Source organism: Terriglobales bacterium (assembly GCA_035561515.1).
Taxonomy (GTDB): Bacteria; Acidobacteriota; Terriglobia; order Terriglobales; family Acidobacteriaceae; genus DATMXP01.
The window spans coordinates 293,597-318,594 of the sequence record DATMXP010000007.1 but is presented as its reverse complement, the minus strand read 5'-3'; the positions used below and the strand labels follow the sequence as shown (position 1 = coordinate 318,594).

At 56.9% G+C, this 24,998-nt stretch carries 24 protein-coding genes and 1 tRNA gene; 15 read left to right on the top strand and 10 right to left on the bottom strand.

All coding sequences use genetic code 11. The annotated features are described in order from the left end of the window. Window positions 1-324: 324 nt before the first annotated feature. The 3 genes from VN577_02715 to VN577_02705 all read left to right on the top strand — a co-directional run bounded on the left by VN577_02715 (window position 325) and on the right by VN577_02705 (window position 3,434). Window positions 325-801, top strand: coding sequence for a VOC family protein (locus VN577_02715; GenBank protein ID HWR13711.1), 477 nt, complete (start codon window positions 325-327; stop codon window positions 799-801). Between the two features lie 43 nt (window positions 802-844). Then, window positions 845-1,324 (top strand): DUF6010 family protein, encoded by a 480-nt coding sequence (locus VN577_02710; GenBank protein ID HWR13710.1) that lies wholly within the window; start codon window positions 845-847, stop codon window positions 1,322-1,324. A 73-nt stretch (window positions 1,325-1,397) separates the two neighbouring features. Next, window positions 1,398-3,434, top strand: coding sequence for a glycosyltransferase family 39 protein (locus VN577_02705; protein HWR13709.1), 2,037 nt, complete (start codon window positions 1,398-1,400; stop codon window positions 3,432-3,434). Between the two features lie 7 nt (window positions 3,435-3,441). Here VN577_02705 and VN577_02700 read toward each other — a convergent pair whose 3' ends face one another. Both VN577_02700 and truB read right to left on the bottom strand, forming a co-directional pair. Next, entirely contained in the window at window positions 3,442-4,608 is a 1,167-nt protein-coding gene (locus VN577_02700; protein ID HWR13708.1) for an aspartyl protease family protein, read from the bottom strand. 269 nt (window positions 4,609-4,877) lie between these two features. Continuing rightward, window positions 4,878-5,786, bottom strand: a complete 909-nt coding sequence (gene truB / locus VN577_02695; GenBank protein ID HWR13707.1) for a tRNA pseudouridine(55) synthase TruB — start codon at window positions 5,784-5,786, stop codon at window positions 4,878-4,880. Window positions 5,787-5,867: 81 nt separating this feature from the next. Between truB and VN577_02690 the strand changes: the two genes are divergently transcribed. Continuing rightward, complete coding sequence (locus VN577_02690) at window positions 5,868-6,566, top strand: rhomboid family intramembrane serine protease (protein HWR13706.1); 699 nt, start codon at window positions 5,868-5,870, stop codon at window positions 6,564-6,566. On the opposite strand, the gene VN577_02685 is transcribed toward VN577_02690, so the two are convergent. The 5 genes from VN577_02685 to VN577_02665 form a co-directional block, all read right to left on the bottom strand. Continuing rightward, a complete protein-coding gene (locus VN577_02685; protein HWR13705.1) occupies window positions 6,563-7,270 on the bottom strand; it encodes an SDR family NAD(P)-dependent oxidoreductase in 708 nt (235 codons plus the stop codon). The genes VN577_02690 and VN577_02685 overlap by 4 nt on opposite strands. A 70-nt stretch (window positions 7,271-7,340) precedes the next feature. After that, window positions 7,341-7,946, bottom strand: coding sequence for a GTP cyclohydrolase I FolE (gene folE / locus VN577_02680; protein ID HWR13704.1), 606 nt, complete (start codon window positions 7,944-7,946; stop codon window positions 7,341-7,343). Between the two features lie 14 nt (window positions 7,947-7,960). Then, window positions 7,961-8,371 (bottom strand): 6-carboxytetrahydropterin synthase, encoded by a 411-nt coding sequence (locus VN577_02675; protein ID HWR13703.1) that lies wholly within the window; start codon window positions 8,369-8,371, stop codon window positions 7,961-7,963. Window positions 8,372-8,379: 8 nt separating this feature from the next. Next, window positions 8,380-8,805 carry a 6-carboxytetrahydropterin synthase gene (locus VN577_02670; GenBank protein HWR13702.1) on the bottom strand — a complete coding sequence of 142 codons (426 nt, stop codon included), beginning with the start codon at window positions 8,803-8,805 and terminating at the stop codon, window positions 8,380-8,382. After that, the gene (locus VN577_02665) at window positions 8,802-9,893 is read right to left on the bottom strand and encodes a glycosyltransferase family 2 protein (GenBank protein HWR13701.1); all 1,092 of its coding nucleotides are present in this window, start codon (window positions 9,891-9,893) and stop codon (window positions 8,802-8,804) included. Before VN577_02665 ends, VN577_02670 begins: the two co-directional genes overlap by 4 nt. Window positions 9,894-9,905: 12 nt before the next feature. Here VN577_02665 and VN577_02660 point away from each other — a divergent pair, with 12 nt between their 5' ends. Continuing rightward, on the top strand, window positions 9,906-10,391 hold the full coding sequence (locus VN577_02660; GenBank protein ID HWR13700.1) for a TlpA disulfide reductase family protein: 486 nt from the start codon (window positions 9,906-9,908) through the stop codon (window positions 10,389-10,391). 40 nt (window positions 10,392-10,431) lie between these two features. Here the strand turns inward: VN577_02660 and VN577_02655 are convergent, their stop codons facing one another. Continuing rightward, window positions 10,432-13,059: a heavy metal translocating P-type ATPase gene (locus VN577_02655; protein HWR13699.1), complete on the bottom strand. Its 2,628-nt coding sequence runs from the start codon at window positions 13,057-13,059 to the stop codon at window positions 10,432-10,434. 134 nt (window positions 13,060-13,193) lie between these two features. On the opposite strand from VN577_02655, the gene VN577_02650 reads away from it, so the two are divergent. The 3 genes from VN577_02650 (at window position 13,194) to VN577_02640 (ending at window position 15,415) form a co-directional block, all read left to right on the top strand. After that, window positions 13,194-13,421: a hypothetical protein gene (locus VN577_02650; protein ID HWR13698.1), complete on the top strand. Its 228-nt coding sequence runs from the start codon at window positions 13,194-13,196 to the stop codon at window positions 13,419-13,421. Between the two features lie 280 nt (window positions 13,422-13,701). Continuing rightward, window positions 13,702-13,778, top strand: a tRNA-Arg gene (locus VN577_02645). A 221-nt stretch (window positions 13,779-13,999) separates the two neighbouring features. Continuing rightward, complete coding sequence (locus VN577_02640; GenBank protein HWR13697.1) at window positions 14,000-15,415, top strand: DUF4382 domain-containing protein; 1,416 nt, start codon at window positions 14,000-14,002, stop codon at window positions 15,413-15,415. A gap of 54 nt (window positions 15,416-15,469) precedes the next feature. Here the strand turns inward: VN577_02640 and VN577_02635 are convergent, their stop codons facing one another. Then, complete coding sequence (locus tag VN577_02635) at window positions 15,470-15,823, bottom strand: hypothetical protein (GenBank protein ID HWR13696.1); 354 nt, start codon at window positions 15,821-15,823, stop codon at window positions 15,470-15,472. Between the two features lie 125 nt (window positions 15,824-15,948). Between VN577_02635 and VN577_02630 the strand changes: the two genes are divergently transcribed. The 7 genes from VN577_02630 to VN577_02600 all read left to right on the top strand — a co-directional run bounded on the left by VN577_02630 (window position 15,949) and on the right by VN577_02600 (window position 23,330). Further along, window positions 15,949-17,109 carry a PP2C family protein-serine/threonine phosphatase gene (locus VN577_02630; GenBank protein ID HWR13695.1) on the top strand — a complete coding sequence of 387 codons (1,161 nt, stop codon included), beginning with the start codon at window positions 15,949-15,951 and terminating at the stop codon, window positions 17,107-17,109. Next, window positions 17,096-18,016 (top strand): carbohydrate kinase, encoded by a 921-nt coding sequence (locus VN577_02625; protein HWR13694.1) that lies wholly within the window; start codon window positions 17,096-17,098, stop codon window positions 18,014-18,016. Before VN577_02630 ends, VN577_02625 begins: the two co-directional genes overlap by 14 nt. Window positions 18,017-18,063: 47 nt before the next feature. After that, a complete protein-coding gene (locus VN577_02620) occupies window positions 18,064-18,957 on the top strand; it encodes a mechanosensitive ion channel family protein (protein ID HWR13693.1) in 894 nt (297 codons plus the stop codon). 28 nt (window positions 18,958-18,985) lie between these two features. Next, window positions 18,986-19,603 carry an RdgB/HAM1 family non-canonical purine NTP pyrophosphatase gene (gene rdgB, locus VN577_02615; protein HWR13692.1) on the top strand — a complete coding sequence of 206 codons (618 nt, stop codon included), beginning with the start codon at window positions 18,986-18,988 and terminating at the stop codon, window positions 19,601-19,603. 327 nt (window positions 19,604-19,930) lie between these two features. Next, complete coding sequence (locus tag VN577_02610; protein HWR13691.1) at window positions 19,931-20,617, top strand: succinate dehydrogenase cytochrome b subunit; 687 nt, start codon at window positions 19,931-19,933, stop codon at window positions 20,615-20,617. A 23-nt stretch (window positions 20,618-20,640) separates the two neighbouring features. Next, window positions 20,641-22,554, top strand: coding sequence for a fumarate reductase/succinate dehydrogenase flavoprotein subunit (locus VN577_02605; GenBank protein ID HWR13690.1), 1,914 nt, complete (start codon window positions 20,641-20,643; stop codon window positions 22,552-22,554). Window positions 22,555-22,556: 2 nt separating this feature from the next. Beyond that, window positions 22,557-23,330: a succinate dehydrogenase/fumarate reductase iron-sulfur subunit gene (locus VN577_02600; GenBank protein ID HWR13689.1), complete on the top strand. Its 774-nt coding sequence runs from the start codon at window positions 22,557-22,559 to the stop codon at window positions 23,328-23,330. Between the two features lie 53 nt (window positions 23,331-23,383). Here VN577_02600 and VN577_02595 read toward each other — a convergent pair whose 3' ends face one another. Further along, on the bottom strand, window positions 23,384-24,922 hold the full coding sequence (locus VN577_02595) for a tetratricopeptide repeat protein (GenBank protein HWR13688.1): 1,539 nt from the start codon (window positions 24,920-24,922) through the stop codon (window positions 23,384-23,386). Window positions 24,923-24,998 lie beyond the last annotated feature (76 nt).

Genomic DNA, 24,998 nt, shown 5'->3' with positions numbered 1-24,998 from the left:
AGCCAAATTCCTGTCTGACCAATACATCTACATCAGTTCGGTTCGGCCAGCCTTCGTGATCCCAAAGGGATCGGCTCCAATCTCGTACTTTACATAATATCTGTTATCGGACATTATTCATAAGCTTGGGGCTGAAGCAAAGCTTCCTCCTAAGCCCCCAACGCCGGGCGCAATCCGCGTCCATGCCCTGTTGCCTCGTACCGACTCGTCAGACAAGGCGGCCAATGATGTTTTACGATGACCACGTGGGGTCGCTGCCGCAATTGCTTCCAACATACTGTTCTGCTAGCGGCTCGCTCAGATAGCAAAAGGAGACTCTCGTAGATGAAGCCAAAGAACACCATCTGCTTGTGGTTTAACAAGGACGCGCTTGATGCCGCGCGGTTCTATGCCGCCACGTTTCCGAACAGCGAAGTGACCGCCGTCCACAAGGCGCCTTCCGATCACCCAAGCGGCAAGGCCGGAGATGTGCTTACGGTGGAATTTAGCGTGTTCGGAATTCCCTGCCTCGGCCTGAATGGCGGCCCGATCTTCAAGCACAGCGAGGCGTTCTCGTTCCAGATCGCAACCGAAGATCAGGAAGAAACGGACCGCTATTGGAATGCGGTCGTCGGCAACGGCGGCCAGGAAAGCGCTTGCGGTTGGTGCAAGGATCGCTGGGGCCTCTCGTGGCAGTTCACTCCACGCACCCTCACCGAGGCGATGGCCGCCGGCGGCGCTGAGGCAAAACGCGCCTTCGATGCCATGATGAAAATGAGCAAGATCGACGTCGCCACGATTGATGCGGCACGACGCGGCTGAAGATGCAACTGGCCATAGCGCCTACCGTGCAGAGGGTGAGCATTTGGAACTGCGCATAGTGGGTTTCGTTGTAATCGTCGTTCTTTATGTGGTGCTTGGTGTACTGGCCGCGATCGGATCGATCACGCTGACGAGAAGGTTCTCTCCGAAAGCCGAGCGGATTTTCTACGGCTTGTTGCTTTGGATGATCGCTGCACTTTATCTCGCCTTCGCCGCCTACTTCGGAGCCGACACAGCTTGGCGGGCTGAAACCATCGCGGTATTGGTGTTTGTCGTGTTAGGACTGGTTGGCCTACGACTGCCCTACGCGCTAGTTGCCGGCTATGTCTTTCATGGTATTTGGGACCTTATCCACGAACTTCACGCGCACGGTGTGTACGCCGCAGGTGAGGCGGGACAGTTAACCGCTATCCCACTCGCCTATGGCGTCTTCTGCGTGACGTTCGACCTTTTCATCGCCGGCTACATCTATAAGCGCCGAAGCCCATTGGCGTTCGCGCCAGGGTTAGCCAAAGCAATGTGACGTCAATCCTCTCAGCTATACGTAGGCGTGTGCTCTAATCGGCGGGAGCGAATCACATCCAAAGGTCCTCAACGTGAGCCAATTCCGACGCCGTGCTGTCCTGCTTGGGGTTATCGGGCTTCTAGCCATTCTTCTTGTTCAGGTTGTGTCCTTCGTTCGCGCTAGTTCCTGCTCGTGGGATGAGCAGGACCACCTCTACGCCGGATACATGTCCTGGAAGACCGGCGACTTTGGGCTGAACCCCGAGCATCCGCCGATGGTGAAGATGGTGGCCGCCTTCCCCATTCTTAACATGCAGCTTCAGCGTCCCGCGTTGCAGAACCGCGAGTTCAAGCACGAAGCCTTTCTCGGCGGCAAAGACTTTCTCTTCAAAAACGATGCCGATGCCATGCTCTTGCGGGCCCGGATGGCCGTCGCCACGTTCACGCTGTTGCTTGCGCTCTTCGTCTTTCTCGCTGGGCGCGAGATGTTCGGCACCGTGGCGGGTTTCGTCGCGCTGGGACTGCTCGTCTTCAATCCAAATCAAGTGGCACATGGAGCCTTCGTTACCACCGACACCGCGCTGACCTGCTTCCTCTTTGCGAGCGTCTATACGTTTTACCGGTACGTGAAGCGTCCTTCGATATGGCGATTGGTGCTGGTCGGATTGGTTGCCGGAGTCGCGCTCTCGGCCAAGCACACCGGCGTACTGGTGTTTCCGATCCTTCTGGTTCTTGCGATCTGCGACTACTTCTTGAGCCGCAAGGGTTCAGCTTCCGAGACCGAAGAACGGCGACTGGGAGTCCTTTATTACGTTGGTGCACTCGCGATAGTTGCCGTCGTGGCGCTTGCGATTCTGTGGGCGTTCTATGGATTCCGGTACGCCGCCCGCCCCGCGGGACTGCAACTAAACCCGCCCTCGGCGCAATACATCGCCCAGCTTTCGCGTCCGAATGAAGCAAAGGTACTGACGACGATGGCCCGGTTCCACTTGCTGCCGGAGTCGTATCTGTATGGGTTGGCTGATGTGCGCATGACCGGCGACTTCTATCGAAGCTTCGTGCTTGGCAAAACGTATCCGCATGGCGTGTGGTTTTACTTCCCTGCCGCCATCGTCATAAAGTCCACCCTGGCATTCCTGATTCTGGTGGCGATCGCGATATGGGCCATCGCCAGCCGGAAACTCACACGCTGGCGGGAGATCCTCTTTCTCACCGTTCCGGTCGTGCTGTACCTCGCGGTGGCGATGAGTTCCCCAATGAATATTGGCGTACGGCACATCCTGCCAATTTATGCATTCCTCGGCGTCCTGATCGGAGGCGCAGCCGTGACGCTGGTAAAGCTGCATCGTCGCTGGGCTTACGTGTTCGCCGCGCTTATCTTGTTCCAGGTTGTGACTTCACTGCGAGCATTCCCCGATAGTTACATTTCGTATGTCAATGAAGCGTGGGGCGGACAAAAGAACGCATGGTGGCTGCTGAGCGATTCCAACAGCGATTGGGCGCATCAACTCAAAGCCACCAAGCGGTACCTGGACGCTCGCGGCATCAAGCAATGCTGGTTCGTGTATTTTGCCGAAGGCGTTATCGACACCAGCTATTACGGAATCCCGTGCAAGCCGTTGCCTACGCCCGATGCCATGTGGGTAAACGAAAAGTTCTACGACACACCTGCGATGATTGACGGCACCATTCTGATCAGCGCCGCGAATCTTTCTGGATTCGAGTTCGGCCCCGGCGAACTGAATCCTTACGAGCAGTTCAAGACGATCAAGCCGACCAGCGTAATTCAGAACGGTGTTTTCGTCTTTGACGGACACTTCGAGATCCCAGCCGCTGCGTCCATTGGGCATCGGCAGAAAGCATGGGACTTGCTGGCCCAAGGCGATCCTGAACAAGCTCTGGTCGAAGCTCAAAGTGCGGTGGAACTGTCACCGAATGCTGTAGAGTCGGATGCCGTTCTGGGCGATGTACTGATCGCGCTGAACCGCAATGAGGAAGCCCGCTCAGCATACGAGCGCGCGTTGCATTCAGCCCGGACAGTTCATCCTGAATTTCAGGTCGGCTGGGTCGAGGGGTTGCGGAAGAAGATCCTGGATTTGGGCACACCCCAGATAGAGGCCGCACAATAAGTGCGACCTAAACTAAATCACGAAGTACCAGGATTACCTCTCGGCTTGTCTGCCCGGACTTGATCTTCACTGTAACTTTCGTTCCCGGCGCCAGCTTGCGCATCCGGTCTCTCGCGGCCGGCAGCAATAACTTTGACGTCGGCACGCCATCGATTACCGTGATTCGGTCGCCCTTCTTGATGCCTGACTCGTCGGCGGGTCCGGACGGAATCACGTCCAGGACTTCGAAGTAATCGCCGGTCTGGCCCATCCACATGCCGCTGCGGTCGAACGAGTCGCGCATACCATACGACTTGCCCGGCTCCAGGTACATGGTGCTGCGGCTGTAATCGAAGGTGACCTTGAATTGACGAAGCACGTCGGGGCCGATCAGTCCGGCGTAACTCGCGCTCGCGAGTGCGCCTGCTTTCTGTGTCGAGAGCCGGATGATGATGTCGTTCACCTCCGCCGTACCTATCTTGAAGCTCTTTGCGCGAGCTAACAGCGAACGCACCGGGCCGCCTAATCCCCAGCCGGTAATACCTTCCAGTTGCGCCTTATATTTCTCCCTTAGCTTGTTGGAATCGCCGAACTTATTGGCGACTATAAGTGCTGTTCTCGCACCGGTATCCACTCCCCACGTGCCCGTGATTCCGTCCAGTTCCGCCTCGACCAGCGGTATCTGGTCCGGACGCGTGAACGGAATGGCGATCGCCTTCGGATTTGCCCGGTACAACTCGGGCCGGGTGAACGTCAGCGTCTTCGCGTCGTAGTCGATGGCCACCACCCATTTTTCGAACACAGGCTGCCCGATGATTCCTTCCATCGGCTTCGTGCCAAACACCTGCGCCGAGTCGTCCATCGGAACCACCAGGAACTCCTGCTTCTCAAGCACGACCGGCCCGAACTCAAGGCGATCCACCATCGTCCGCCCCATCTGGACCTTCTGCTCGCCGACTCCGACCACATCGGCGTCCGAGCTTTGTACAGCAAGTCCGGCTGCCTGGGCGGTGTTCGTCGCCAGTCCTGCGACGGCTCCCGTGTCGAAGATCATCCTGTATGGACCCTTGCCGTTCAGCTTGACGTCGACGAAGATTCGGTTGTCGATGAGTTCGAATCCGATGGTCGTCGGCTTCGTCTCGGCAACCAACGAGCAGGCCCAAAACAGGAATACAAACCACAAGATTTTACGCAAAAGTCCTCCGCGGAAAAATCATGTCAAGTGGGTCTGGGCCGCTAAATCAGCGCAAATTCCTCAATCGACGGCAAATATAAATGTCAGATCGTTGGCATAGTACCCCACCTGATTTCGCTAGACTTGAGCTAGGGACGGAATTCGGTCCCGCATCATCGCGGGAGTGACAAATTCTGTGATCTTTTGATCTAAGTACGTTTGTTTGCAACGCGAATGGAGAGATCCCTTCACCTATGTTGTTGATTCCATTGAAGGCATGGGGGAGGGGGTTATTGCAAGTGCATCAGGACTACCTTCGGGTGGAACAGCGTGCCAGCCACCCTTGATGCAATGGCGATGAGGTCAGACTGGCCGGCGAATACTTTCACGAGTTTCGCTTTCGACATGTCGGGCAGATTGACCGAGCGCCCGTTGCTGATCCGGGCGACGTTCTCCTCGTCGGCGGTGACGCATGGGAAGTTCGGCAACAGCCGACGCGGATGGACTAGCAAACTGGCAAAAGTCTCATCGGCAGCGGCCTGCTCCAGTGCCTCGAGGGTAATGGCGTCCTCCAATCCGAACTCGCCGCTGCGGGTGCGGCATAGTGCGGACAGGTGCGCACCGCAGCCGAGTTTCCGGCCAAGGTCGTGGGCAAGCGAACGGATGTAGGTCCCCGAGGAAACATCGGACGTGAATCGAGCGCGGTCACCCTCGAAAGTCGTGATCTCGAATTCGCGGACTTCGACCTCGACAGCCTTGAGTTCGACGTCGCGGTTTTTGCGGGCCAGTTTGTAAGCCGGAACGCCCTGGATCTTTTTTGCCGAGAACGGCGGCGGCATTTGCTCGATTCGGCCGACGAAGAATTTGGCCGCCTTGCGAATTTCGTCGAGGCTCAGGTTCACGCTGCACGAGTCGCTGCTGGGTTCGCCTTCGGCGTCGTACGTATCGGTGGAAAATCCGAAACGTATTTCGCCCTCGTAGCACTTATTCGACGTGGTATAAAACTGAGCAAGGCGAGTCATTCGTCCAGCAACAAGTGGCAACACTCCAGTCGCCATCGGATCGAGCGTTCCGAGATGTCCGACAGACTTCTCGCCGCTGATCCGGCGGACACGATTGACCACGTCGTGCGAGGTCAGCCCGGCGGGTTTGTTTATGACAATGACTCCGTTCATGCCGTTGCTATCGTGGACGGTCATGGCGCCTTTGGTCAAATTTTGGGGAACTCGAACGGCATCAGTCTCATCTGAACGCCTGTTCGCAAGCACTCAGGCCCGACGATGATACCGATTCGCGACGACGCGCCGCGTTACACCACGCCATATATCAACTTCTTTCTACTGGCGTTGAATATCTTCGTGTTCCTGTTTGCGATTACAACCGACCTGAATGCGATCAACAGCGTCTTTGGAATGCGTCCGCTGCAGGTGACGGAATTTCTGCATGGCACTCGCGGCGCAACAGCAACAACCGCCTTCGTTCCCGTGCTGACCTCGATGTTCCTTCACGGCGGTTGGCTGCACCTGATCTTTAACATGTGGGGCCTTTATATCTTCGGCGACAACATCGAAGACTATCTCGGCCACTTCCGCTACCTGTTGTTCTATCTGCTGACCGGCCTTGGCGCGGCGTTCCTGCACATCGTCATGAACCCGAACTCAAATGTGCCAAGCGTTGGCGCGAGCGGCGCCATCGCCGGCGTCATGGGCGCGTACTTCATTCTTTACCCATCCGCGCGCGTGCTTACGCTGGTTCCCTTCTTCTTCGTCTTCTTCGTTTGGCTTCCCGCGTGGGTTGTTTTGGGATTCTGGTTCGTTGGCCAGTTCCTGAGCGGCGCCGCATCCTCGATTGTTCAGGCCAGCCAGCGCGGCGGCGGCGGAATCGCTTTCTGGGCGCACGTCGGCGGGTTCGTTTCCGGCATTGCGCTGATTAAGCTGTTCCCCACGCGACCGCGACGCTATCGCTATTTCTATCGCTAAAGCTTCCCGCTTGCCGGCATGATCCGGATTTCGTCGACGGAAGTGCCTTTCGGCATTTTGAGGGCGTTGACGACGACGTTTGCCACATCATCGGGCGACATCATCTTCTCGCGCGGTGCGCCCGGCCAGAACTGGTTCCACATATCGGTGTCGGTTGCGCCGGGCACAAGCGCTACAACGCGGATGCCGCGTTCGCGAACTTCCTCGCGGGTGGCATTCGTCAGCCCGAGCGCTCCTTGCTTGCTGGCGATATAGGCCGCTGAGTTTTGAAAAACTTGATAGGCTGCGACGGACAGGTTGTTGACGATGACTGAGCCTGCCTTCATGAGCGGCAGCGCGTATTTGGTGCAGAGGAACATTCCAGTGAGATTGATATCCAGGGTCTCGCGCCAACCTTCAAGTGATACTTCAGCCAGCGGCTTGGCGGGTCCGTAAATCGCCGCATTGTTCACCAGAAAATCGAGAGCACCGAATTTCTTACGGACGAGCGCAAACAATCGCTTGACGTGACTCTCGTTCCGAACGTCGCACTCACACGGCAGAACCGTCGTATCGCTTGCCTGAAAAGTTTTAGCGATTACCTGGAGCTGCGCGGCCGAGCGCGAAGTGATCACTACCGAACAGTGTTCACCGACGAGCGCCTGCGCGATGGCAAAACCAATGCCGCGCGATCCACCCGTGATGACTGCAACTTTGCCGTTCATTGTCACGGCCCAAAGTATACAAGCAAAGAAAAACCCGGTCCGCAAACCGGGTTAAAGTTCCAGTTGAAATCTAGCTGCCATTGCCAATACGGTTTCGAATGAGCGACAAGAACTCTTCCCGAGTCTCTTTCTCATCGCGGAAGCAGCCGAACATCGCGGAAGTAACGGTTGCAGAGTGCTGTTTTTCGATTCCCCGCATCATCATGCAGAGATGGCGCGCTTCAACCACTACTCCAACTCCCTGCGGTTGGACGACTTTCATCAGGGTTTCTGCGATCTGCGTCGTCAAACGCTCCTGAACCTGCAGGCGGCGGGCGAAGATTTCAACCAGGCGTGGCAATTTGCTGAGGCCGATCACCTTCCCGTTCGGGATGTACGCCACGTGCACTTTGCCGAAGAACGGCAACATATGGTGTTCGCACAATGAGAACATCTCGATGTCCTTCACGATCACCATTTCGTCGTAATTTACGGTGAACAGGGCGCTCTTCAAGAGGTGCTCAGGATCTTCGCCATACCCTTTGGTAAGGTGCTGGTACGCCTTCTCGACTCGTTCGGGAGTCCGGCGCAGCCCTTCCCGCGAGGGATCTTCGCCCAGGCGGGCAATCATTTCATGTACGAGTTCTGAGAAGGAGGCGTCGGTCAGCGCCACAGGTTCAACGATATTCTTGGACATCAGTTCCCTTCCGATCAGCCACGCGGTTCTGTGCCGCCCGCGTATTCGAAGGAATTCATCATGGTTTCTTCGATTCTTACTTTTTCAAGATGAGCGGCATGGAATTCACGTTTCAAAATTTCGTAGATCTTTACGCAGAGATTCTCGGTTGTGGGCACCAGTTCCTTGAACTCCGGTAAAAGGTTCAGGTTCATGTGGTCGTAGCGTTCCAAAACCTGCGCTTTCACACATTCGTCGATGTCGACCAGATTGCAGACCATACCTGTTTTCGGATCCACCTGCCCACTCACGGAGACCTCGATGGTGTAGTTATGCCCGTGTCCGTGCGGATTATTGCATTTGCCGTAGAGGTCACGGTTCTGTGCCTCGGAGAACGTATGGCTATGCAACCGGTGCGAAGCGGAGAACATGTAACGGCGGTTCAAGTACACCTTCATGGTTCACCGTAGAAGTCGACAAACAGGTCGGGCGTCTCGTACAGGCGGACGCGATAGATCGTTGCACTCAGACTTTTTAACTTCGGCTCAACGCGATTCCAAATGGAGATGGCGATATTTTCCGATGTGGGAATCCGGGTGGCAAACTCGGAGACTTCTCTATTCAGGTGACGGTGATCAAAGACATCCAGAACCTCACGGTTCAAGATTTCCTTTAAGTCCACGAGGTTGATGACGAATCCGGATTTCGGATCGACTTCCCCTTTCACGGTCAGTTCCAGGGTGTAGTTATGGCCATGGCCATTCAGGTTGCTGCACTTGCCAAAGATGCGGCGGTTCTCTTCGGCTGAAAATTCCGGGTTGTGATAGTAATGCGAGGCGGAAAACTCACATTTCCGCGTGAGATAGACGTATTGGCTCATTTCGCAGTGACAGGCTCTTCACGTGGCGGGGTTTTGGCCCGCGGCACGGGAGCGTAATGGCGTCCCTTCCAGACTACATCGTTCTGCATGTACTGATTCCGCGACCGCAGCAAAAGTAACACAAACATGGGCAGCCCGGCGGTTGCCAGGATGGAATTGATCCAACCGAAGTGCGCCCGACGAATCCGAAGGAAGAAGTTCAATGCCGAAGGCACTCCGATAGCAAGGCCGATGAGGAAGAGGTGTAGCGAGTAACGGTAGAAGCTGAAGACCGTGACACCGACTCCCGTCAGGAAAACGAGAAATTCACCGGCCCGAAGCAACGCAAGCTTGAGCGTGGCGGGAAACAATAAAGCAAGATTCTTCGTCCACCCTTCAAACATCTGCCGACGGCTGCGATACATCCGGGTCTTTACCGCATCGCGGCCGTAACGGAAGCGCACGATCGCACCGGCTTCCTTCACCTTGCGCGCGAGTTCCACATCTTCCAGCAAACGATCAGCAACACCGGCGTGACCTCCAACGGCGTTGTAGGCCTCGCGACTTATGAGCAGGTACTGCCCATTGGCGGCCACGATGGGGGACATGGGGTCGCGAACTTTCTCCGGCGGGTATTGATTACGAAGTTCGGCGAAGACGACCGGCATCAGAGCGCGTTCCCAGAACGTCACCACGTCCTGCTTCGGCGAATAGGAGAGCAGGTCGGCATCATGCTCCTCGGCTTCCCTCACGGCGTGCCGCAAGGACCCACGGCGGTGGACGGTATCCGCATCGGTAAATAGAAGCCAGTCTCCCTTTGCGACTTTCGCGCCACAGTGGGCGGCGTTGTTCTTCCCCGTCCATCCAGTGGGGAGAGGATCAGCTTGAATGACCTGCACTCCGACGTACGACTCGGCTATCTGTCTGGTTTTGTCGGTGGAGTGGTCGTCCACCACGATGATCTCGAAATCAATGCCGTGCTGGTAGAGCAGCGAGGTGAGGCACTCGCCGAGACACACTTCCTCGTTTCGTGCGGGCACGATGACCGAAACGATCGGCTTTGGTCGCTCCTTGTCCCCAAGTGAGTTGGCGGCCATGGTGAGTAGCATTATTATAAAAGCGTGATCCGCTCAATCCTAACGATTACCTTGCTGTTAAGCCTGTTCGGTTGTTACAGCGGCACCAAACCAACGCGTATTGGTAACCCCGCGCCCGATTTCGTTGTCCAGGATTCTGACCGAAAAGTCGCTTTGCACGACTTGCAGGGGAAGATTGTCGTACTGAACTTCTGGGCGACCTGGTGCCCGCCTTGCGTGGAAGAGATGCCGTCGCTGGTGGAATTGCAGCGACGCGTAAAGGACAAGGACGTTGTTGTTCTGGCCGTGAGCACCGACGTGGACGGAGCGGCCTACAAGAAGTTCCTCAAGGATCACAACGTCGACCTACTGACGGTCCGGGATCCGGACGGCAAATCGAATGCGCTCTACGGGACCTATAAGTTTCCCGAGACGTTCGTAATCGACCGCAAAGGCATTTTGCGGCGGAAGTTTATCGGCGCGGTGGACTGGACGAGTCCGGAGATTGTGCAGTATCTGACGAGTCTGTAGAGACCTTGGCTCCTGGCCTTTACCAGGAGCCAGATCCTTCCTAGAGTTCTACTTTCCTCAATCGCAGTGAATTTGTAATCACCGAGACCGAACTGAAGCTCATGGCCGCTGCCGCGAGGATCGGACTGAGCAGCCATCCGAAGAACGGATACAAGATGCCCGCCGCGATCGGCACACCCAGCGAGTTATAGATAAACGCGAAGAACAGGTTCTGCTTGATGTTGCGCATGGTGGCCTGCGAGAGGCGGCGGGCGCGCAAGATGCCGCGGAGGTCACCTTTGACGAGGGTGATGCCGCCGCTTTCCATGGCAACGTCGGTGCCAGTACCCATGGCGACGCCGACATTTGCCTGCGCGAGTGCAGGCGCGTCGTTGATGCCGTCTCCAGCCATCGCGACCACGTGTCCCTGTTGCTGAAGTTTCTTCACAAGTTCAGCTTTCTGATTCGGGAGAACTTCGGCTTCGAACTGGTCGATACCCAACCTCTTTGCGACTGTGCTGGCTGTGGTGCGGTTGTCACCGGTGAGCATTACCACTCGAATGCCTTCACTGTGCAGTCCGCGGATCGCTTCGGCGGTCGATTGTTTAACCGGATCGGCGATACCGAGCAGGCCGGCAAAGCGTCCGTCGACGGCAACGAATACCACCGTTTGGCCTTCGGCCCGAAGTTGGTCGGCACGGTTCATGCTTGCGTTCTCGATTTGAATTCCCGACTGATTTAAGAGAGCAGGCGTTCCGACGGCGACATTGCGGCCATCAACCTGTCCGGCAACACCCATGCCCGTGGCATAACGGAATTTGTCGGCATTGGCGAGAGCGATGCCGTTTGCTTCCGCCGCGCGGACTATCGCCGCTGCCAGAGGGTGTTCGCTTCCGCGCTCGACGCTTGCCGCCAGCCGTACGAGGTCGGTTTCAGAGATGCCGGAAGCGACAACGCTCTCCAGCGAAGGCTTCCCTTCTGTGAGCGTACCGGTCTTGTCGACGACGATGGTGTCGACCTTCTGCATGATTTCGAGGGCTTCGGCGTTCTTGATGAGTACGCCGGCTTGAGCGCCGCGTCCGCTCCCGACCATGATCGCGATCGGGGTGGCGAGTCCCAAGGCACATGGGCAGGCGATGATGAGCACAGCGACGGCGTTGACGATTGCGTGCGCAAGGCGAGGCTCAGGGCCGACGAACAGCCAGACAAAGAACGTGACGATCGAGATGGTAACTACGGTCGGAACGAATACGGCAGAGACTTTGTCGGCGAGTCTCTGGATTGGCGCACGACTGCGTTGCGCTTCGGCGACCATTTTTACGATCTGCGCCAACATGGTTTCCGCGCCGACGCGTTCGGCTTTCATGATCAACGACCCGGTGCTGTTCACCGTCGCGCCAATCACGCGGTCGCCTTTCTTCTTTTCGACCGGAAACGATTCGCCGGTGATCATGGATTCGTCGATCGAACTGGTGCCGTCTTCTACAACGCCATCGACGGGAACCTTCTCGCCAGGTCGAATGCGAAGACGGTCTCCGGGATGCACCTGGTCGAGCGCGACGTCTTTCTCCGTTCCGTCGGCTTCGATGCGACGCGCCATCTTTGGCGAGAGGTCAAGTAGAGCTTTAATCGCCGCGCTGGTGCGACTGCGCGCTTTCAGTTCAAGCACCTGCCCGAGTAGCACAAGAACAACGATGACGGCGGCCGATTCGTAATAGACCGCGGGATGTCCGTGCGCAACTCGCAGTGACTCAGGAAAAATACCCGGCGCAACCGTCGCTACCACACTGTAGCCATAGGCTGCACCGACACCGAGTCCGATCAGGGTGAACATGTTCGGACTGCGATTCACCAGCGACGACCAGAAGCGGTGGAAGAATGGCAATCCCGCCCAGAGGACGACAGGGCTGGCAAGCGCAAACTCAATCCAGGGCATGACCTGGTGTGGAATCCGATGCCAGACACCAGGGAACATCATGAGGGCGAGCGGAAGAGAAAGTACCAGCCCAATCCAGAAGCGCCGACTCATGTCGCGCAACTCGGGGTTCTCTTCCTCGGCGGAAACCGTCATCGGCTCGAGAGCCATGCCGCACTTCGGACAGGCGCCGGGTTCGTCGCGGATAATCTCGGGATGCATCGGGCATGTCCACTTCGTCTGCGCCGGAGCGAACGAGAGCTCAGGCTCAAGAGCCATGCCGCACTTGGGACATGCGCCTGGCTTATCGGAGATCACTTCCGGGTCCATCGGGCAGATGTACTTTGTCCCATTCGGAGCAGGAGGAGCAGGCGTCGCTTTCTGAGGATTCAGGTAACGTTCAGGATCGGCCTTGAACTTCGTCTCGCAACTCGGATTGCAGAAGTGATAGGTCTGGTCCTTGTAGGTGTACTTCCCCGCCGCTTTCGCCGGGTCGATCTTCATGCCGCAAACGGGATCGGTGACGGTTTTCGTCTGTGCAGCTCCGATGGACCCCAGCATGACCATTGCGGGAGCTGAAGCACCTTTCAAGTACTTCTCGGGGTCAGCGTTGAACTTTGTTACGCATCCGGGGCAACAGAAGTAGTAGGTCTTCCCTTTGTATTCGGCCGTACCGCGAGCCTTGGCGGGGTCTACGGTCATCCCGCATACGGGGTCGATTTCGCCTGTCGCCTTGGGAGTGAGAATCGGTAGGTTTGTGTGATTGTGTTCCATCGAGTCTGCCTTTCACACCTGCTGACGTAGCAGGATGTGAAACCTTACAGTGCCTCTAAGTTGCTGATGTCGCTCAAGCTATATTAGATTCTTAGACGAGCGAACTATTACAGGAAACTGAGCGGGAGCTAGCAATGACCTCATTAGACGTGGTTTTCCGATATGGGCAGCAGCCTGGAGCCGATGAGTTGCGTGCAATCGATACAATGCGCGAGGTTTACGGTATCCGGAGTGTGAAGTTCAACGAAAAGGAGAACACCGTCCGCGTGGAATTCGACGCTTCGCGAATGAAGGAAGATACGGTGGCCGCTTTGTTGCGCCGTGCCGGTGTCGACCTGAAAGAGCGCCTTCAACTCGCCTGATTCGGCAGTCGCTCGTAAGTATTTCCCGGGCATGGAATTTCCTACCTGCCATTTTTTACCTGCATCGGGTGAATGTCCTTTATTTTCAACGGCTACGAGTTGGCATAGGGGATGCAATAGATAACCGCAGACGAAGTGGCGCGCAAACGGGGCGCTCCCCAGAAGACTTTCGGCCAGAGAGTTTAAGGGGCGCCCCGATTGCATTTGCGGCGGTTTTCCTCAGTGATGTTGTCCAACAACGCTTTCCTCAAAAGGTGCTTTGCTATAATCGAAACACAGCGCGCCCTTAGCTCAGCTGGATAGAGCGTCTGACTACGAATCAGAAGGTCGGGAGTTCGAATCTCTCAGGGCGCGCCATAATTTTGCCCTCCTTAGGCGACACGGTTCTTCCCCATATATTTCTTACAAGTTCCCTCGAAAAGGCAGAAATCGGCGCTATTGAATGTTCACTCCATAGCTATGACATGCACTTGTGTAACTGCCGTTCAGAGTAGAAGCTGCTAGAATTCTCTTACCGCAATATGCGCCCCCTCGTCCGAACAGCACGGTAATCCAATGTTAGTTTTTGGAGGTATTTCATGCGTTTTCGGACAGCCTTTGTGCTCGCGGCAGTCCTTGCTCTCCTGGGTTTAAGCATCTTCACAGCATGTAGTGGTGGTGGAAGTTCATCGCGCAACGCAACTACGGGAACAGTCAGTCTCTCAATCAGCGATCCGGCAACCTGTATGGCACCGCAGGGTCCGTACAGCAATGTGTATGTCACGATTGCCGACGTTAAAATCCACCAGAGCTCAACAGCCGGCGCCAACGATTCTGGCTGGATCGACCTAACGCCGAACCTGACTCCAACGCAAATCGACTTGCTGGGAACGGCGAATACCTCATGCCTGCTGGCCAGCCTCGGCTCCAATATTCAGATTCAAGCCGGTTCTTACCAGCAAATCCGCGTGATCCTGCTGGATAACAGCAAAGCGAACCAGGTCCCTAATAACAAGTGCAACAACAATGCTGCGAACTGCGTAGTGCTCGGCAGCGACGGCAGCAAACACACTCTCAACCTTTCCAGTGAATCTCAGACCGGCATCAAGATTCCTGCTGGCCAAATCGCAGGTGGGCAATTCACGGTGGAAGGCGGGTCCTCGCGTGACCTGAATATCGACTTCAATGCCTGCGCCTCGATCGTTATTCAGGGCAATGGACAATATCGTTTGAAACCGGTGCTCCATGCGGGACAGGTCAGCCTGGACGCATCCAGCATTAAAGGTAAGATCATCAACGCAACCAGCCAGGCGGCGATCTCTGGCGGCAAGGTTGTGGTCGCACTCGAACAGGTTGGCACGGACGGAATCGCACGAGTGATCATGGAAACCGTTCCCGACGGCACAGGTGGATTCGTCTTCTGTCCTGTTGCGGCCGGTACCTATTACGTGGTTGCAACAGCGATCGACGGACAGGGTGTCGCTTATGCAGCGACAGTAACCACCGGCGTACAGCCTGGAAACAATGTTGGCAACATGCCGCTGATTGCGCAAACCGGAACGAGTACTGGTCCGGCGACCATCACCGGCCAGGTAACCACGCAGAACGCTGCCAATGCCGGAACGTCGGCTGACATCAGCCTGGCTGCATTGCAGACGGTTTCGGTCGGCGGAAGCAACGTGAGCGTGACCATACCGCAGGCGGCCACTTCATCGGCGACGTTGAGCCTCGCCACGAAGACCGATGCCGCGTGCCCCGCGAATACTCAGTGTGTTTCGTACACCATCCAGGTACCAGCGCTGAATCCGAATATCGGTGCGTTCGCGACAGCCGGCACTACCTATACGCAGGCAGCAGGCGCAACCACCTACCTGCTGGATGCGCTTGCCTTCGTTCCGAACTCGGGTAACACGGTGAACTGCACTCCCTCTGAGCAGAAGAGTGCGGCGCCGCTGGCGGTTACCGCAGGCACTACCACCAACGCTCCTGTGCTCGGCTTCACGGGCTGCCAGTAAGCGTGTAAAACACGAAGGCCTCCGGTTCGCCGGAGGCCTTTCTTCTTGACTCCACTATTGCCGGTCACGCCACAGCTCGCGGCGGTCGCCGCGTATCTCTCGCCGATCCTGCCGAATGTCACGGCGATCTCCACGAAGTTCACGCTTGTCCTGGCGAATCTCGCGGCGATCATGTCGCAGGTCGCCGTAGTTGCCCGTCCGGCGGTCGCGCGCATACTCAAAGCGGTCGGCTCTCAGATCGCGAGCGTCACGGCGGAAGTCGCGTCGGTCGCCACGCAAGTCGCGAACATCGCGGCGGATTTCACGGCGGTCATGCCGCACCTCGCGTACGTTTCGATGTTCAGCAAATGCCGCCACACCAGACAGCAGAAAGGCAGAAAGCAATGCTCCAGTGAAAAGCTTCTTCATGTTGGAAACCCTCAGCACTTAACCCATCTGTGCTGACGGTTTGAACCCGCTCTATTGTGGCGAGTTTCGATTGTTTCTGATTTCTTCTTTGTTACTTGTGTAATTCCCGTGCCTATAATTGGTCGATGGCAACAACGCAACCCGGCTTCGCGCAGCCTTCCCCACCGCCCCCGCGCAAAGATTTGTTTCAGCGCGTGCGTGGATTCTGGCACCGTGTAACCGAAGGACTGGAACTGCAGCAACTATGGTCCCAGTTCCAAACGGAAGCGCGAACCGGCTACCGCCTCTACTCGAAAGAGGTGGACGCACGACGGCCCGATGTGATTCCCCGCAACAACTGGTGGTACACGGCGCGGGAATTCTTCTGGGCCATCCTGATGAAACTATCCCCGGCGAAGCGGGTGCTACTACTGATCGGCCTTCTGCTTCTGATCGTGCCCGTGGTGCAGGTGAATACCGACGGCGGAGTGAGCGGTTCCAATGAAGGGATTCGGGTGATTGGGGGATTGATCATCCTGATGATTCTGATTCTGGAGACCGCCGATCGCGTAACGATGAAACGCGATCTGGAGATCGCACGCGAGATTCAGCACTGGCTGGTGCCCGACACGCCGCCGGACGTTCCCGGACTGGACATCGCTTTCTTCACGCGACCTGCGAACACAGTTGCCGGGGATTACTATGACGTGGTTCCGCGATCAGAATCCGGCAAATACTTGATCGCTATCGCCGACGTTGCCGGAAAAAGTATGCCCGCCGCGCTGCTGATGGCGACATTTCAGGCCAGTTTGAAAACACTCTCTGCTGCTTCTCCGTCGCTGCTCGATCTCGTCACGGGACTGAACCGTTACGCTTGCGATCACAGCATCCAGGGCACGCGCTTCACAACTGCGTTCCTGGCTGAATACGACTCAGCGACGTGCTCTCTCTCGTATGTGAACGCGGGACACAACCCTCCCCTGCTGTTGCGCGGATCAAGGGTGGAGCAACTCAACGAAGGAGGCGTTCCGCTTGGAATACTTGCGGATGCGCAGTACCAGTCCGGGCGCATTCACCTCGAACCAAATGACACGCTAGCGATCTATACCGATGGAGTGGTAGAGGCACAGAACGTCGCCGGGCAGGAATTTGGTGAAGAACTCCTGATTAAAGTACTCCAGATGGTTCCCAATACCAGCGCCCAGGAAGCAATTCGACACCTGATGACGAACATTGAGGCCTTCGTTGCCACGGCTCCTCAGCACGACGACATTACCTGTATGGTGGTGCGGTGTGTCCAGCGGTAAAACCGAACGAGCGCCGCTGGTGGTTGGAATCGGAGAGTTGACCTGGGATCTCCTGCCCGGAGGCAAGCAACTCGGTGGCGCCCCGAGCAATTTTGCCTATATCAGCAGCCTGTTTGGAAATCGTGGAATTATCGTCAGCGCCGTGGGTGATGACGAACTTGGGCGCGAGGCCATCGCGTACTGCGATCAACTGGGCCTGGATACCAATTACATTCAAGTTGACGACGACCATCCCTCCTCGACGGTGCAAGTCTCGCTCGATGAGCACGGGCAGCCAAGCTTCGAAATTGCAAAACAGATCGCGTGGGACTTCCTTACGTGGAATAAAGACCTGGAACAACTCGCACGACAGGTTGACGTAATTTGTTTTGGCTCCTTGGCACAAAGGAACCAGGTATCCCGGGATACGACGGAACGGTTTTTGCGTGCGTCACGGGAAGGCTGTCTCCGCATCTTCGACACCAATCTCCGCCAGGCGTTCTTCAGTCCGACCGTCCTCAAGACCGGCTTTGCCCTCGCGACCGTCGCCAAGCTGAACAACAATGAGCTACCTGTCGTACTTCAGACACTCGGGTTACCTGCGACTGACGATCCGGTGACTGACTGCCGACTGCTGCTGGAACAGTTCGGACTGGAACTCGTTTGCTTGACTCGCGGGGCTCATGGCAGTTGGCTGGTGACAAGGGATGGTGCATCGGAACATCCTGGATTCCGGGTTGGTGTTATAGATACCGTCGGGTCCGGGGATGCTTTCGCCGCCGCCATGGCGCACCAGCTTCGAAAGGGTGCATCTCTCGACGTTATCAACGAGTTCGCAAACCGGGTAGCATCGTGGGTCGCTTCCCGGCCCGGAGCGACTCCAGTTCCATCGGAACACGATCTTTTGCACTTCGCTGCATCGTTCTGACCCGATACCCCTACTTCCTTGCGCTGGTGCGGCGCATCCCACATTGCATGGGTCATCTACCGTATCCGTATGCAATCCTGGGCTCGGTCGCCGTCGTGGTACTCGCGTTTGTAGCGAAGTACGCCGGGGATCAGATGATCGACAGGATTGAGGACCGGAAGGAACGGTACCGCCGTCACCAGTACCTGAATACGGCTGTTCTCGTTCTAGGGGCTGCGGCGATTGCGGTGCTCTGGGCGCGACTGATAGAGAACAAGAGCACCTTCTTCGGAATCCTTGGCGCCGGGCTTGCGGTTGCCCTGCGTGAGCCTTTGCTGAGCATTGCTGCACGTGTTGCGATCTTCGTCGGCCACATTTACTCCGTGGGTGACCGAATTGAAATCAACAAGATCGGCGGTGATGTGATCGACGTCGGGTTCTTCTACACACGCATGCTTGAGATCGGAAATTGGATTTCCGCTGACCAGGCCACCGGACGCATTGTGCAATTCAGCAACTCGCAAATCTTTGGTACGCCCGTCTACAACTACACCCAGAACTTCAGCTACATATGGGATGAAATTCAGTTGCCGATGACCTACCGCAGCAACATCGATACGGCGACTCGGATCATGCTTTCCAGCGGCGAAGAGTACACCCGTGAGTTCCTGAACAAAGCCGAAGGCGAGTTGAAGCAGATGGACCATTACTTCCTGGTGCCGAGCGTGGAACTAAAGCCACACGTCTACGTCTCATTCGACAGCAATTTCGTGACGCTCACCATGCGCTATATCGTCGATCCGAAGAAGCGCCGCGCCGCGAAAAGCTTCCTGCTGGAACACATCCTGAGAGAGACGCGTGAGCGCGACGACATCACGTATGGATCGACTACCCAGGACTTGACCATCCATGGAAGCCTCGATCAAAGCCAGAAAGATACCAACCTCGATCGAGCAGCTTGAGTGAGACTACGTCAATTACACTGAGAGCATGCGTCGAGTTCTTGTGGCGACATCGAATCCAGGCAAACTTCGCGACTTCGCAGGTGCCGCGTGCGTACACGGCATCGAGATTGGCGGCATTCCCGAGTTCTCAACTCTGCCCGCGGTAGTGGAGGATGAGCCGACCTTCGAAGGCAACGCACGCAAGAAGGCCGAGTTCTACAGCCAATACTCCGATGGTGAAATCGTTCTGGCTGACGATTCAGGCCTTGCAGTGGACGCACTCAATGGAGCACCGGGAGTCCATTCGGCGCGATTCGCGTCCAGTCCGGCACACCCGAACGCCACCGACACAGACAATAACGCCAAACTGCTGAAAGAACTCGCCGGAGTCCCTGATGAGAAGCGGACCGCACACTTCGTGTGCGTGATCGCCGTTGCGCAACATGGAAAGACATTGGCTACATTCCGTGGCGAAGCGGAAGGCGTGATGCTACATTCCCCACGCGGCAGCGGCGGATTCGGCTACGATCCGCTCTTCTACTTCTCCGAATTGGGCAAGACTTTTGCGGAACTCACGCCCGAAGAAAAAGCGACCGTAAGCCATCGCGGACGCGCGCTGCTCGCAATGCTCGACTGGGCCGAGCGTTTCTACCAGACGAGATAACCAGCGACAATGTGTTCCGTGTCACCTTTCCCGGTGATGGCGAATGCAGGGCAAATCACAGCGTTCGTGTTGTCATGATAAGGTCGGCATGTCTTGAAAGTTCGCTTCCTTTCTTGACTTCGATCGTTACTGCCGCGAATAATGAAGGGTTCTGCTCATACACTTCCATCTTTATGGAATCATCCGTAGCTACAACGGCAAGATTTGAGACGATCCAGGCAGGCGCAACATCGGTCTCCAGCCTGCTGACGATCGATTATTCGTATGCCCATTTGCATGCGACCCTCCATTTAGATCTGTCACAGCAGACAAAAAGGACAACGATCCATGAGTGCTAGCGCGATCATCGCCCAGCCCGGCAGCTTTCGATTCTGGCAGACGACTGTCGGAAAGAAAGCCATTATGGCCGTCACCGGCATTATCTTGTTCGGCTTCGTCGTCGGCCACCTTCTTGGAAACCTCCAGGTCTTCCAGGGACCAGAGAAGCTCGATCAATATGCCGTCACCCTGCGAAAGCTTGGCCCGCTGCTTTGGGCGACGCGCATCGTGCTGCTTCTCTCGGTGATCCTGCACATCTGGTCATCGTTCCAGTTGTGGCTGCTGCATCGGGAAGCCCGCCCCGTTCAGTACGTAAAGAAAGCAAACCTGCATTCGACTTACGCGTCACGCACGATGTACTGGAGCGGTCCGATCATCCTCGCGTTTGTCATCTATCACCTGCTGCACTTCACCTTCGGGGTGGTTCATCCTGGCGGACCGTTCGAGCACGGCAAGGTGTACCAGAATGTTGTGACCGGATTCCAGGTGTGGCCGGTATCGGTCTTCTACATCATTGCGATGATCATGCTCTGTTACCACCTGTACCACGGATTGTGGAGCATGTTCCAAACGCTCGGGTTCAGCCATCCGGTGTACTCGCCGGTGATCCAGAACCTGGCCAAGGTTATCGCCATTCTGATTGCTGTCGGCAATATTTCGATCCCGGTCGCTGTGATGGCCGGCTTTATTAAGTGAGCCTGTTTAGGGAGCGCTGAAATATGGAATTGAAATCCAATGTCCCAACCGGCCCGATTGAGCAGGCATGGGACAAACATAGATTCGACCTCAAGCTCATCAATCCCGCAAACAAACGCAAGTACAACATCATTGTTGTGGGTTCAGGTCTTGCGGGTGGCGCTGCGGCCGCCAGTCTCGGAGAGCTTGGCTATAACGTCCAGTGCTTCTGCTATCAGGACAGCCCACGCAGGGCGCACTCCATCGCTGCGCAGGGTGGTATCAACGCCGCCAAGAACTATCACAACGACGGCGACAGCATCTACCGCCTCTTCTACGACACGGTAAAGGGCGGTGACTTCCGCGCTCGTGAATACAACGTTTATCGGCTCGCGCAGGTCAGCGTGAACATCATCGACCAGTGCGTGGCGCAGGGCGTTCCGTTCGCGCGCGAATACGGCGGCAATCTCGACAACCGCTCCTTCGGCGGCGCGCAGGTGTCCCGTACCTTCTACGCACGCGGACAGACCGGCCAACAGCTTCTGCTTGGCGCCTACCAGGCGCTTGAGCGCCAGGTCGGGCTCGGCACCGTGAAGATGTACTCGCGCCGCGACATGCTCGACCTGATCGTCATCAACGGCCAGGCACGCGGCATTGTCACGCGCAACCTGCTGGACGGAAAGATCGAGGTTCACCTTGCTGACGCCGTGATTCTTGCGACGGGCGGCTATGGGAACGTCTTCTATCTTTCGACGAACGCCAAGGGCTGCAATGCAACAGCGATCTGGCGCGCGTATAAGCGTGGAGCCCTGTTTGCGAATCCGTGCTTCACGCAGATCCACCCTACGTGCATTCCGGTAGCGGGTGAATACCAGTCGAAGCTGACGCTGATGTCGGAATCGCTTCGTAATGACGGACGCATCTGGGTTCCGAAGAATGCGGGCGACAAACGTGTACCGAATTCAATTCCGGAAAACGAGCGTGATTACTACCTCGAACGTCGCTACCCCAGCTTCGGCAACCTTGTGCCGCGCGATATCGCGTCGCGTGCTGCAAAGGCCGAATGCGACGCCGGACGTGGCGTTGGCCCGTCGGGACTCGGCGTTTACCTCGACTTCGCCGATGCGATTAAGCGTCTCGGCAAGCACAAGATCGAGGAGCGCTACGGCAACCTGTTCGAAATGTACGAGCGCATCACCGGCGAGAATCCGTATGAAGTTCCGATGCGCATCTACCCGGCGAGTCACTACACCATGGGCGGCCTCTGGGTGGATTACAACCTGATGTCTACCATCCCGGGGATGTTCGTGGGTGGCGAAGCGAACTTTTCCGATCACGGCGCAAACCGCCTCGGCGCCAGCGCGCTGATGCAAGGCCTGGCAGACGGATATTTCATTCTTCCCTACACCATCGGCAACTACCTGGCGACCGCCAAGCCCGGTCCGGTTTCCGCCGATGCCCCTGAAGTCCGCGAGGCCTTGGCGAACGTCACCAATATCACCAACCGTCTTCTCGGCACCAAGGGAACGCGCAGCGTGGATTCGTTCCACCGCGAGCTGGGCAAGATCGTGTGGGAATACTGCGGCATGGGCCGTAACGCAACCGGACTCCAGAAGGCGCTGGGATTGATCCCTGCGCTGCGCGAAGAGTACTGGAAGAATGTCCGCGTGCTCGGCTCGAACGAGGAATTCAATCAGTCGCTCGAGAAAGCGGGCCGTGTGGCTGACTTCTTCGAACTCGCCGAACTGATGTGCCTGGATGCGTTAAACCGCAATGAATCGTGCGGCGGCCACTTCCGCGAGGAATATCAAACACCCGAAGGCGAGGCCATGCGCGATGACGACAAATACACGTACGTTGCGGCATGGGAATACAAGGGCCCCGGCCAGTCCCCGGCGCTGAACAAGGAGCCTTTGGAATTCAAGTACGTGCATCCTTCTCAACGGAGCTACAAGTAAAAATGAAACTTACACTTCATGTTTGGAGACAGAAAAACGCGCAGGACAAGGGACGCTTGGTGCGCTACGAAGTGCCCAACGTCAATGAGCATATGTCGTTTTTGGAAATGCTCGACGTCCTGAATGAAAGCCTGATTGAGAAGGGCGAAGATCCGATTGCTTTCGACCACGATTGCCGCGAGGGTATCTGCGGCATGTGCGGCATGATGGTCAACGGCAAGGCGCACGGCGGACACAAGGGCACCACCATCTGCCAGCTTCACATGCGCCACTTCAAAGACGGCGACGAGCTCTACCTGGAGCCGTGGCGCGCCAAGGCCTTCCCTATCGTGAAGGATCTCGCCGTGAACCGCGGAGCGTTGGACCGCATCATCGCAGCCGGGGGATTTATTTCCGTCCCTACCGGCAGTGCGCCCGACGGCAACGCCATCCCGGTACAGAAGCAGGAATCTGACCTCGCCATGGACGCCGCCGCGTGTATCGGTTGCGGAGCGTGCGTGGCGGCATGCCCGAATGCAGCCGCGGCACTCTTCACAGGCGCGAAGATTTCCCACCTCGGACACCTACCGCAAGGCCAGCCTGAACGCGATCGTCGTTCAATGGCGATGGTCGAGCAGATGCGAATTGAAGATTTCGCGAACTGCACGAATATCGGCGAATGTGTGGCGGCTTGCCCGAAGGAAATTCAGCTTGAGGTAATCGTCCGCATGAACCGCGATTACATCAAGGGCGCACTTACCAATCGCCCGACCTCGCTGAAGGGCGACTCGGCATAACCAGAGAGCGAAGTTGAGAGAGTGGCGGCCGAAGTGGCCGCCTTTTTTTTGCGTTAGTTCCCGCTAGCCATCTTCTTGCCGCCTTCGTCCACGAACTTTTTAGCTGCACGCACTTCTGCGCGGTCACTACCTTGCGTCATAGCCAACAGCTTCGTGTAGGCTTCACGCGCCTTCTCGGAATTCCCCGCCAATTCAGCCGCGTGTCCGATACCGTACAAGGCAGCGAAGCGGTTTGGTTCGGTCGAGAGCAGTTGCTCGTATTGCGCCAACGCCTCTTCGGGCTTGTTCATCTCGATCAGCATTTGCCCGAGCAGATCACGGGTCGGAACGATCGAACCCGGCGTCACCGGATGCTTGTCGGCAGCGTCATCGAGGGCGACAGCCTTGCGCATGAGTTCGAGGCCCTCAGCTTTCTTGCCCTCCCCAAATGCCAACCACGCGGACGCGGCGGTCTTCTGAATGTCCACCTGTCCGGCCCAGTAGTCTTCCTTTACGCCCTTCAAGGTTTGGTACGCGGCAGCAAGTCTTTCGATATCGCGCCGAGCCTGGTCAAGCTTGCCGGTCCTTGCTGCGCCAAGCGCACGAGCGTAATAGATCGATGCGTCAGCCCACGCGTAGCGTCCGCCTGGGAAGCCGCTCGGATCAGGCAACGCGGCAGCTTCGCCCCACTGCCGACGCTCGAGTACGTACCGAGCGGGCATGCTGGCTACAGAGAAGATTCCCTGGAAGGACAGGGCGTCCACTCCTGCCGAGAGTCCCTTTCCCTGGAAAACATCATGCGCTTTCTGGTCCTGTCCTGTTTGCAGGTAGGCGAATTCAAGGTAGTCCAGCGCGTGATACTCGTCTTTCGGGAGATCATGCTTGCGAGCCGCCGCCGCTGAATCCAAGTTCGACGAAATTGATTCCTGCCACAGTCCCAGCCGCGTAAAGATGTGCGACGGCATATGAAGAGCATGTGGAGCCTCCGGCGCGATCTTGGCATAGAGGCGAGCGGCGTCCAGCGCCTTCGGCGCAAGATCCGGATAGTCATACGCGTGGATCACCATGTGTGCCACACCGGGATGCGACGGATCGGTCTTTAGTAGCGGCTCGACAAGAGCGCCAGCCTTTCTAGGACGAGCATGAGTCTTGTCCGGTGGCAGCGAACTGGTGCTTCCCAAGAGAGCGAGGGCGTAAAAGACAGTGGATTCCGTATCCTTGGGATTGTCTTTGTGCAACGTCTCCATCTCGCGTTCGTATGCAACTACGCGTTCCAGATGATCGACTGTACCGTAGTTGTCGTAGAACGCGGATAGCGCCTTGATGAACTGCTTCTCCCGCGGTGTCACCTTCGATGACGCTGCGATTGACGACGCCTTCGCGATGGCCTCACTTCCGGTTCTCATGTCCGCCGGATTCGGTCCACGTGGTTCCCACAGCGGATGCCAGTTGGTCATCGCAGCGCCCCACCACGCGATCGCGCATTTCGGATCTTGATCCGCAACGGCACGGAACTGCCGGTTCGCCTCGTCGTACCAGAACGAATGCAGCATCGCGACGGCACGATTGAACTGCTCCTGGACCGCAGGCGCGCAGGAATTCGCAAAGGTCACTTTTCCGAGCTTTGAAGCATCGCCGGCTGGGTGATCATGCTGATCATGTTGAGCAAAGGCAAAGGAACAGAAAAGA

Excerpts from the sequence above, each read along its gene's own strand:
- VN577_02715 (HWR13711.1), top strand. The coding sequence starts at position 325 with ATGAAGCCAAAGAACACCATCTGCTTGTGGTTTAACAAGGACGCGCTT.
- truB (HWR13707.1), bottom strand. The coding sequence starts at position 5,786 with ATGACCGTCCACGATAGCAACGGCATGAACGGAGTCATTGTCATAAAC.
- VN577_02690 (HWR13706.1), top strand. The coding sequence starts at position 5,868 with ATGATACCGATTCGCGACGACGCGCCGCGTTACACCACGCCATATATC.
- VN577_02685 (HWR13705.1), bottom strand. The coding sequence starts at position 7,270 with ATGAACGGCAAAGTTGCAGTCATCACGGGTGGATCGCGCGGCATTGGT.
- folE (HWR13704.1), bottom strand. The coding sequence starts at position 7,946 with ATGTCCAAGAATATCGTTGAACCTGTGGCGCTGACCGACGCCTCCTTC.
- VN577_02670 (HWR13702.1), bottom strand. The coding sequence starts at position 8,805 with ATGAGCCAATACGTCTATCTCACGCGGAAATGTGAGTTTTCCGCCTCG.
- VN577_02665 (HWR13701.1), bottom strand. The coding sequence starts at position 9,893 with ATGCTACTCACCATGGCCGCCAACTCACTTGGGGACAAGGAGCGACCA.
- VN577_02655 (HWR13699.1), bottom strand. The coding sequence starts at position 13,059 with ATGGAACACAATCACACAAACCTACCGATTCTCACTCCCAAGGCGACA.
- VN577_02650 (HWR13698.1), top strand. The coding sequence starts at position 13,194 with ATGACCTCATTAGACGTGGTTTTCCGATATGGGCAGCAGCCTGGAGCC.
- VN577_02640 (HWR13697.1), top strand. The coding sequence starts at position 14,000 with ATGCGTTTTCGGACAGCCTTTGTGCTCGCGGCAGTCCTTGCTCTCCTG.
- VN577_02635 (HWR13696.1), bottom strand. The coding sequence starts at position 15,823 with ATGAAGAAGCTTTTCACTGGAGCATTGCTTTCTGCCTTTCTGCTGTCT.
- VN577_02630 (HWR13695.1), top strand. The coding sequence starts at position 15,949 with ATGGCAACAACGCAACCCGGCTTCGCGCAGCCTTCCCCACCGCCCCCG.
- VN577_02620 (HWR13693.1), top strand. The coding sequence starts at position 18,064 with ATGGGTCATCTACCGTATCCGTATGCAATCCTGGGCTCGGTCGCCGTC.
- rdgB (HWR13692.1), top strand. The coding sequence starts at position 18,986 with ATGCGTCGAGTTCTTGTGGCGACATCGAATCCAGGCAAACTTCGCGAC.
- VN577_02610 (HWR13691.1), top strand. The coding sequence starts at position 19,931 with ATGAGTGCTAGCGCGATCATCGCCCAGCCCGGCAGCTTTCGATTCTGG.
- VN577_02605 (HWR13690.1), top strand. The coding sequence starts at position 20,641 with ATGGAATTGAAATCCAATGTCCCAACCGGCCCGATTGAGCAGGCATGG.
- VN577_02600 (HWR13689.1), top strand. The coding sequence starts at position 22,557 with ATGAAACTTACACTTCATGTTTGGAGACAGAAAAACGCGCAGGACAAG.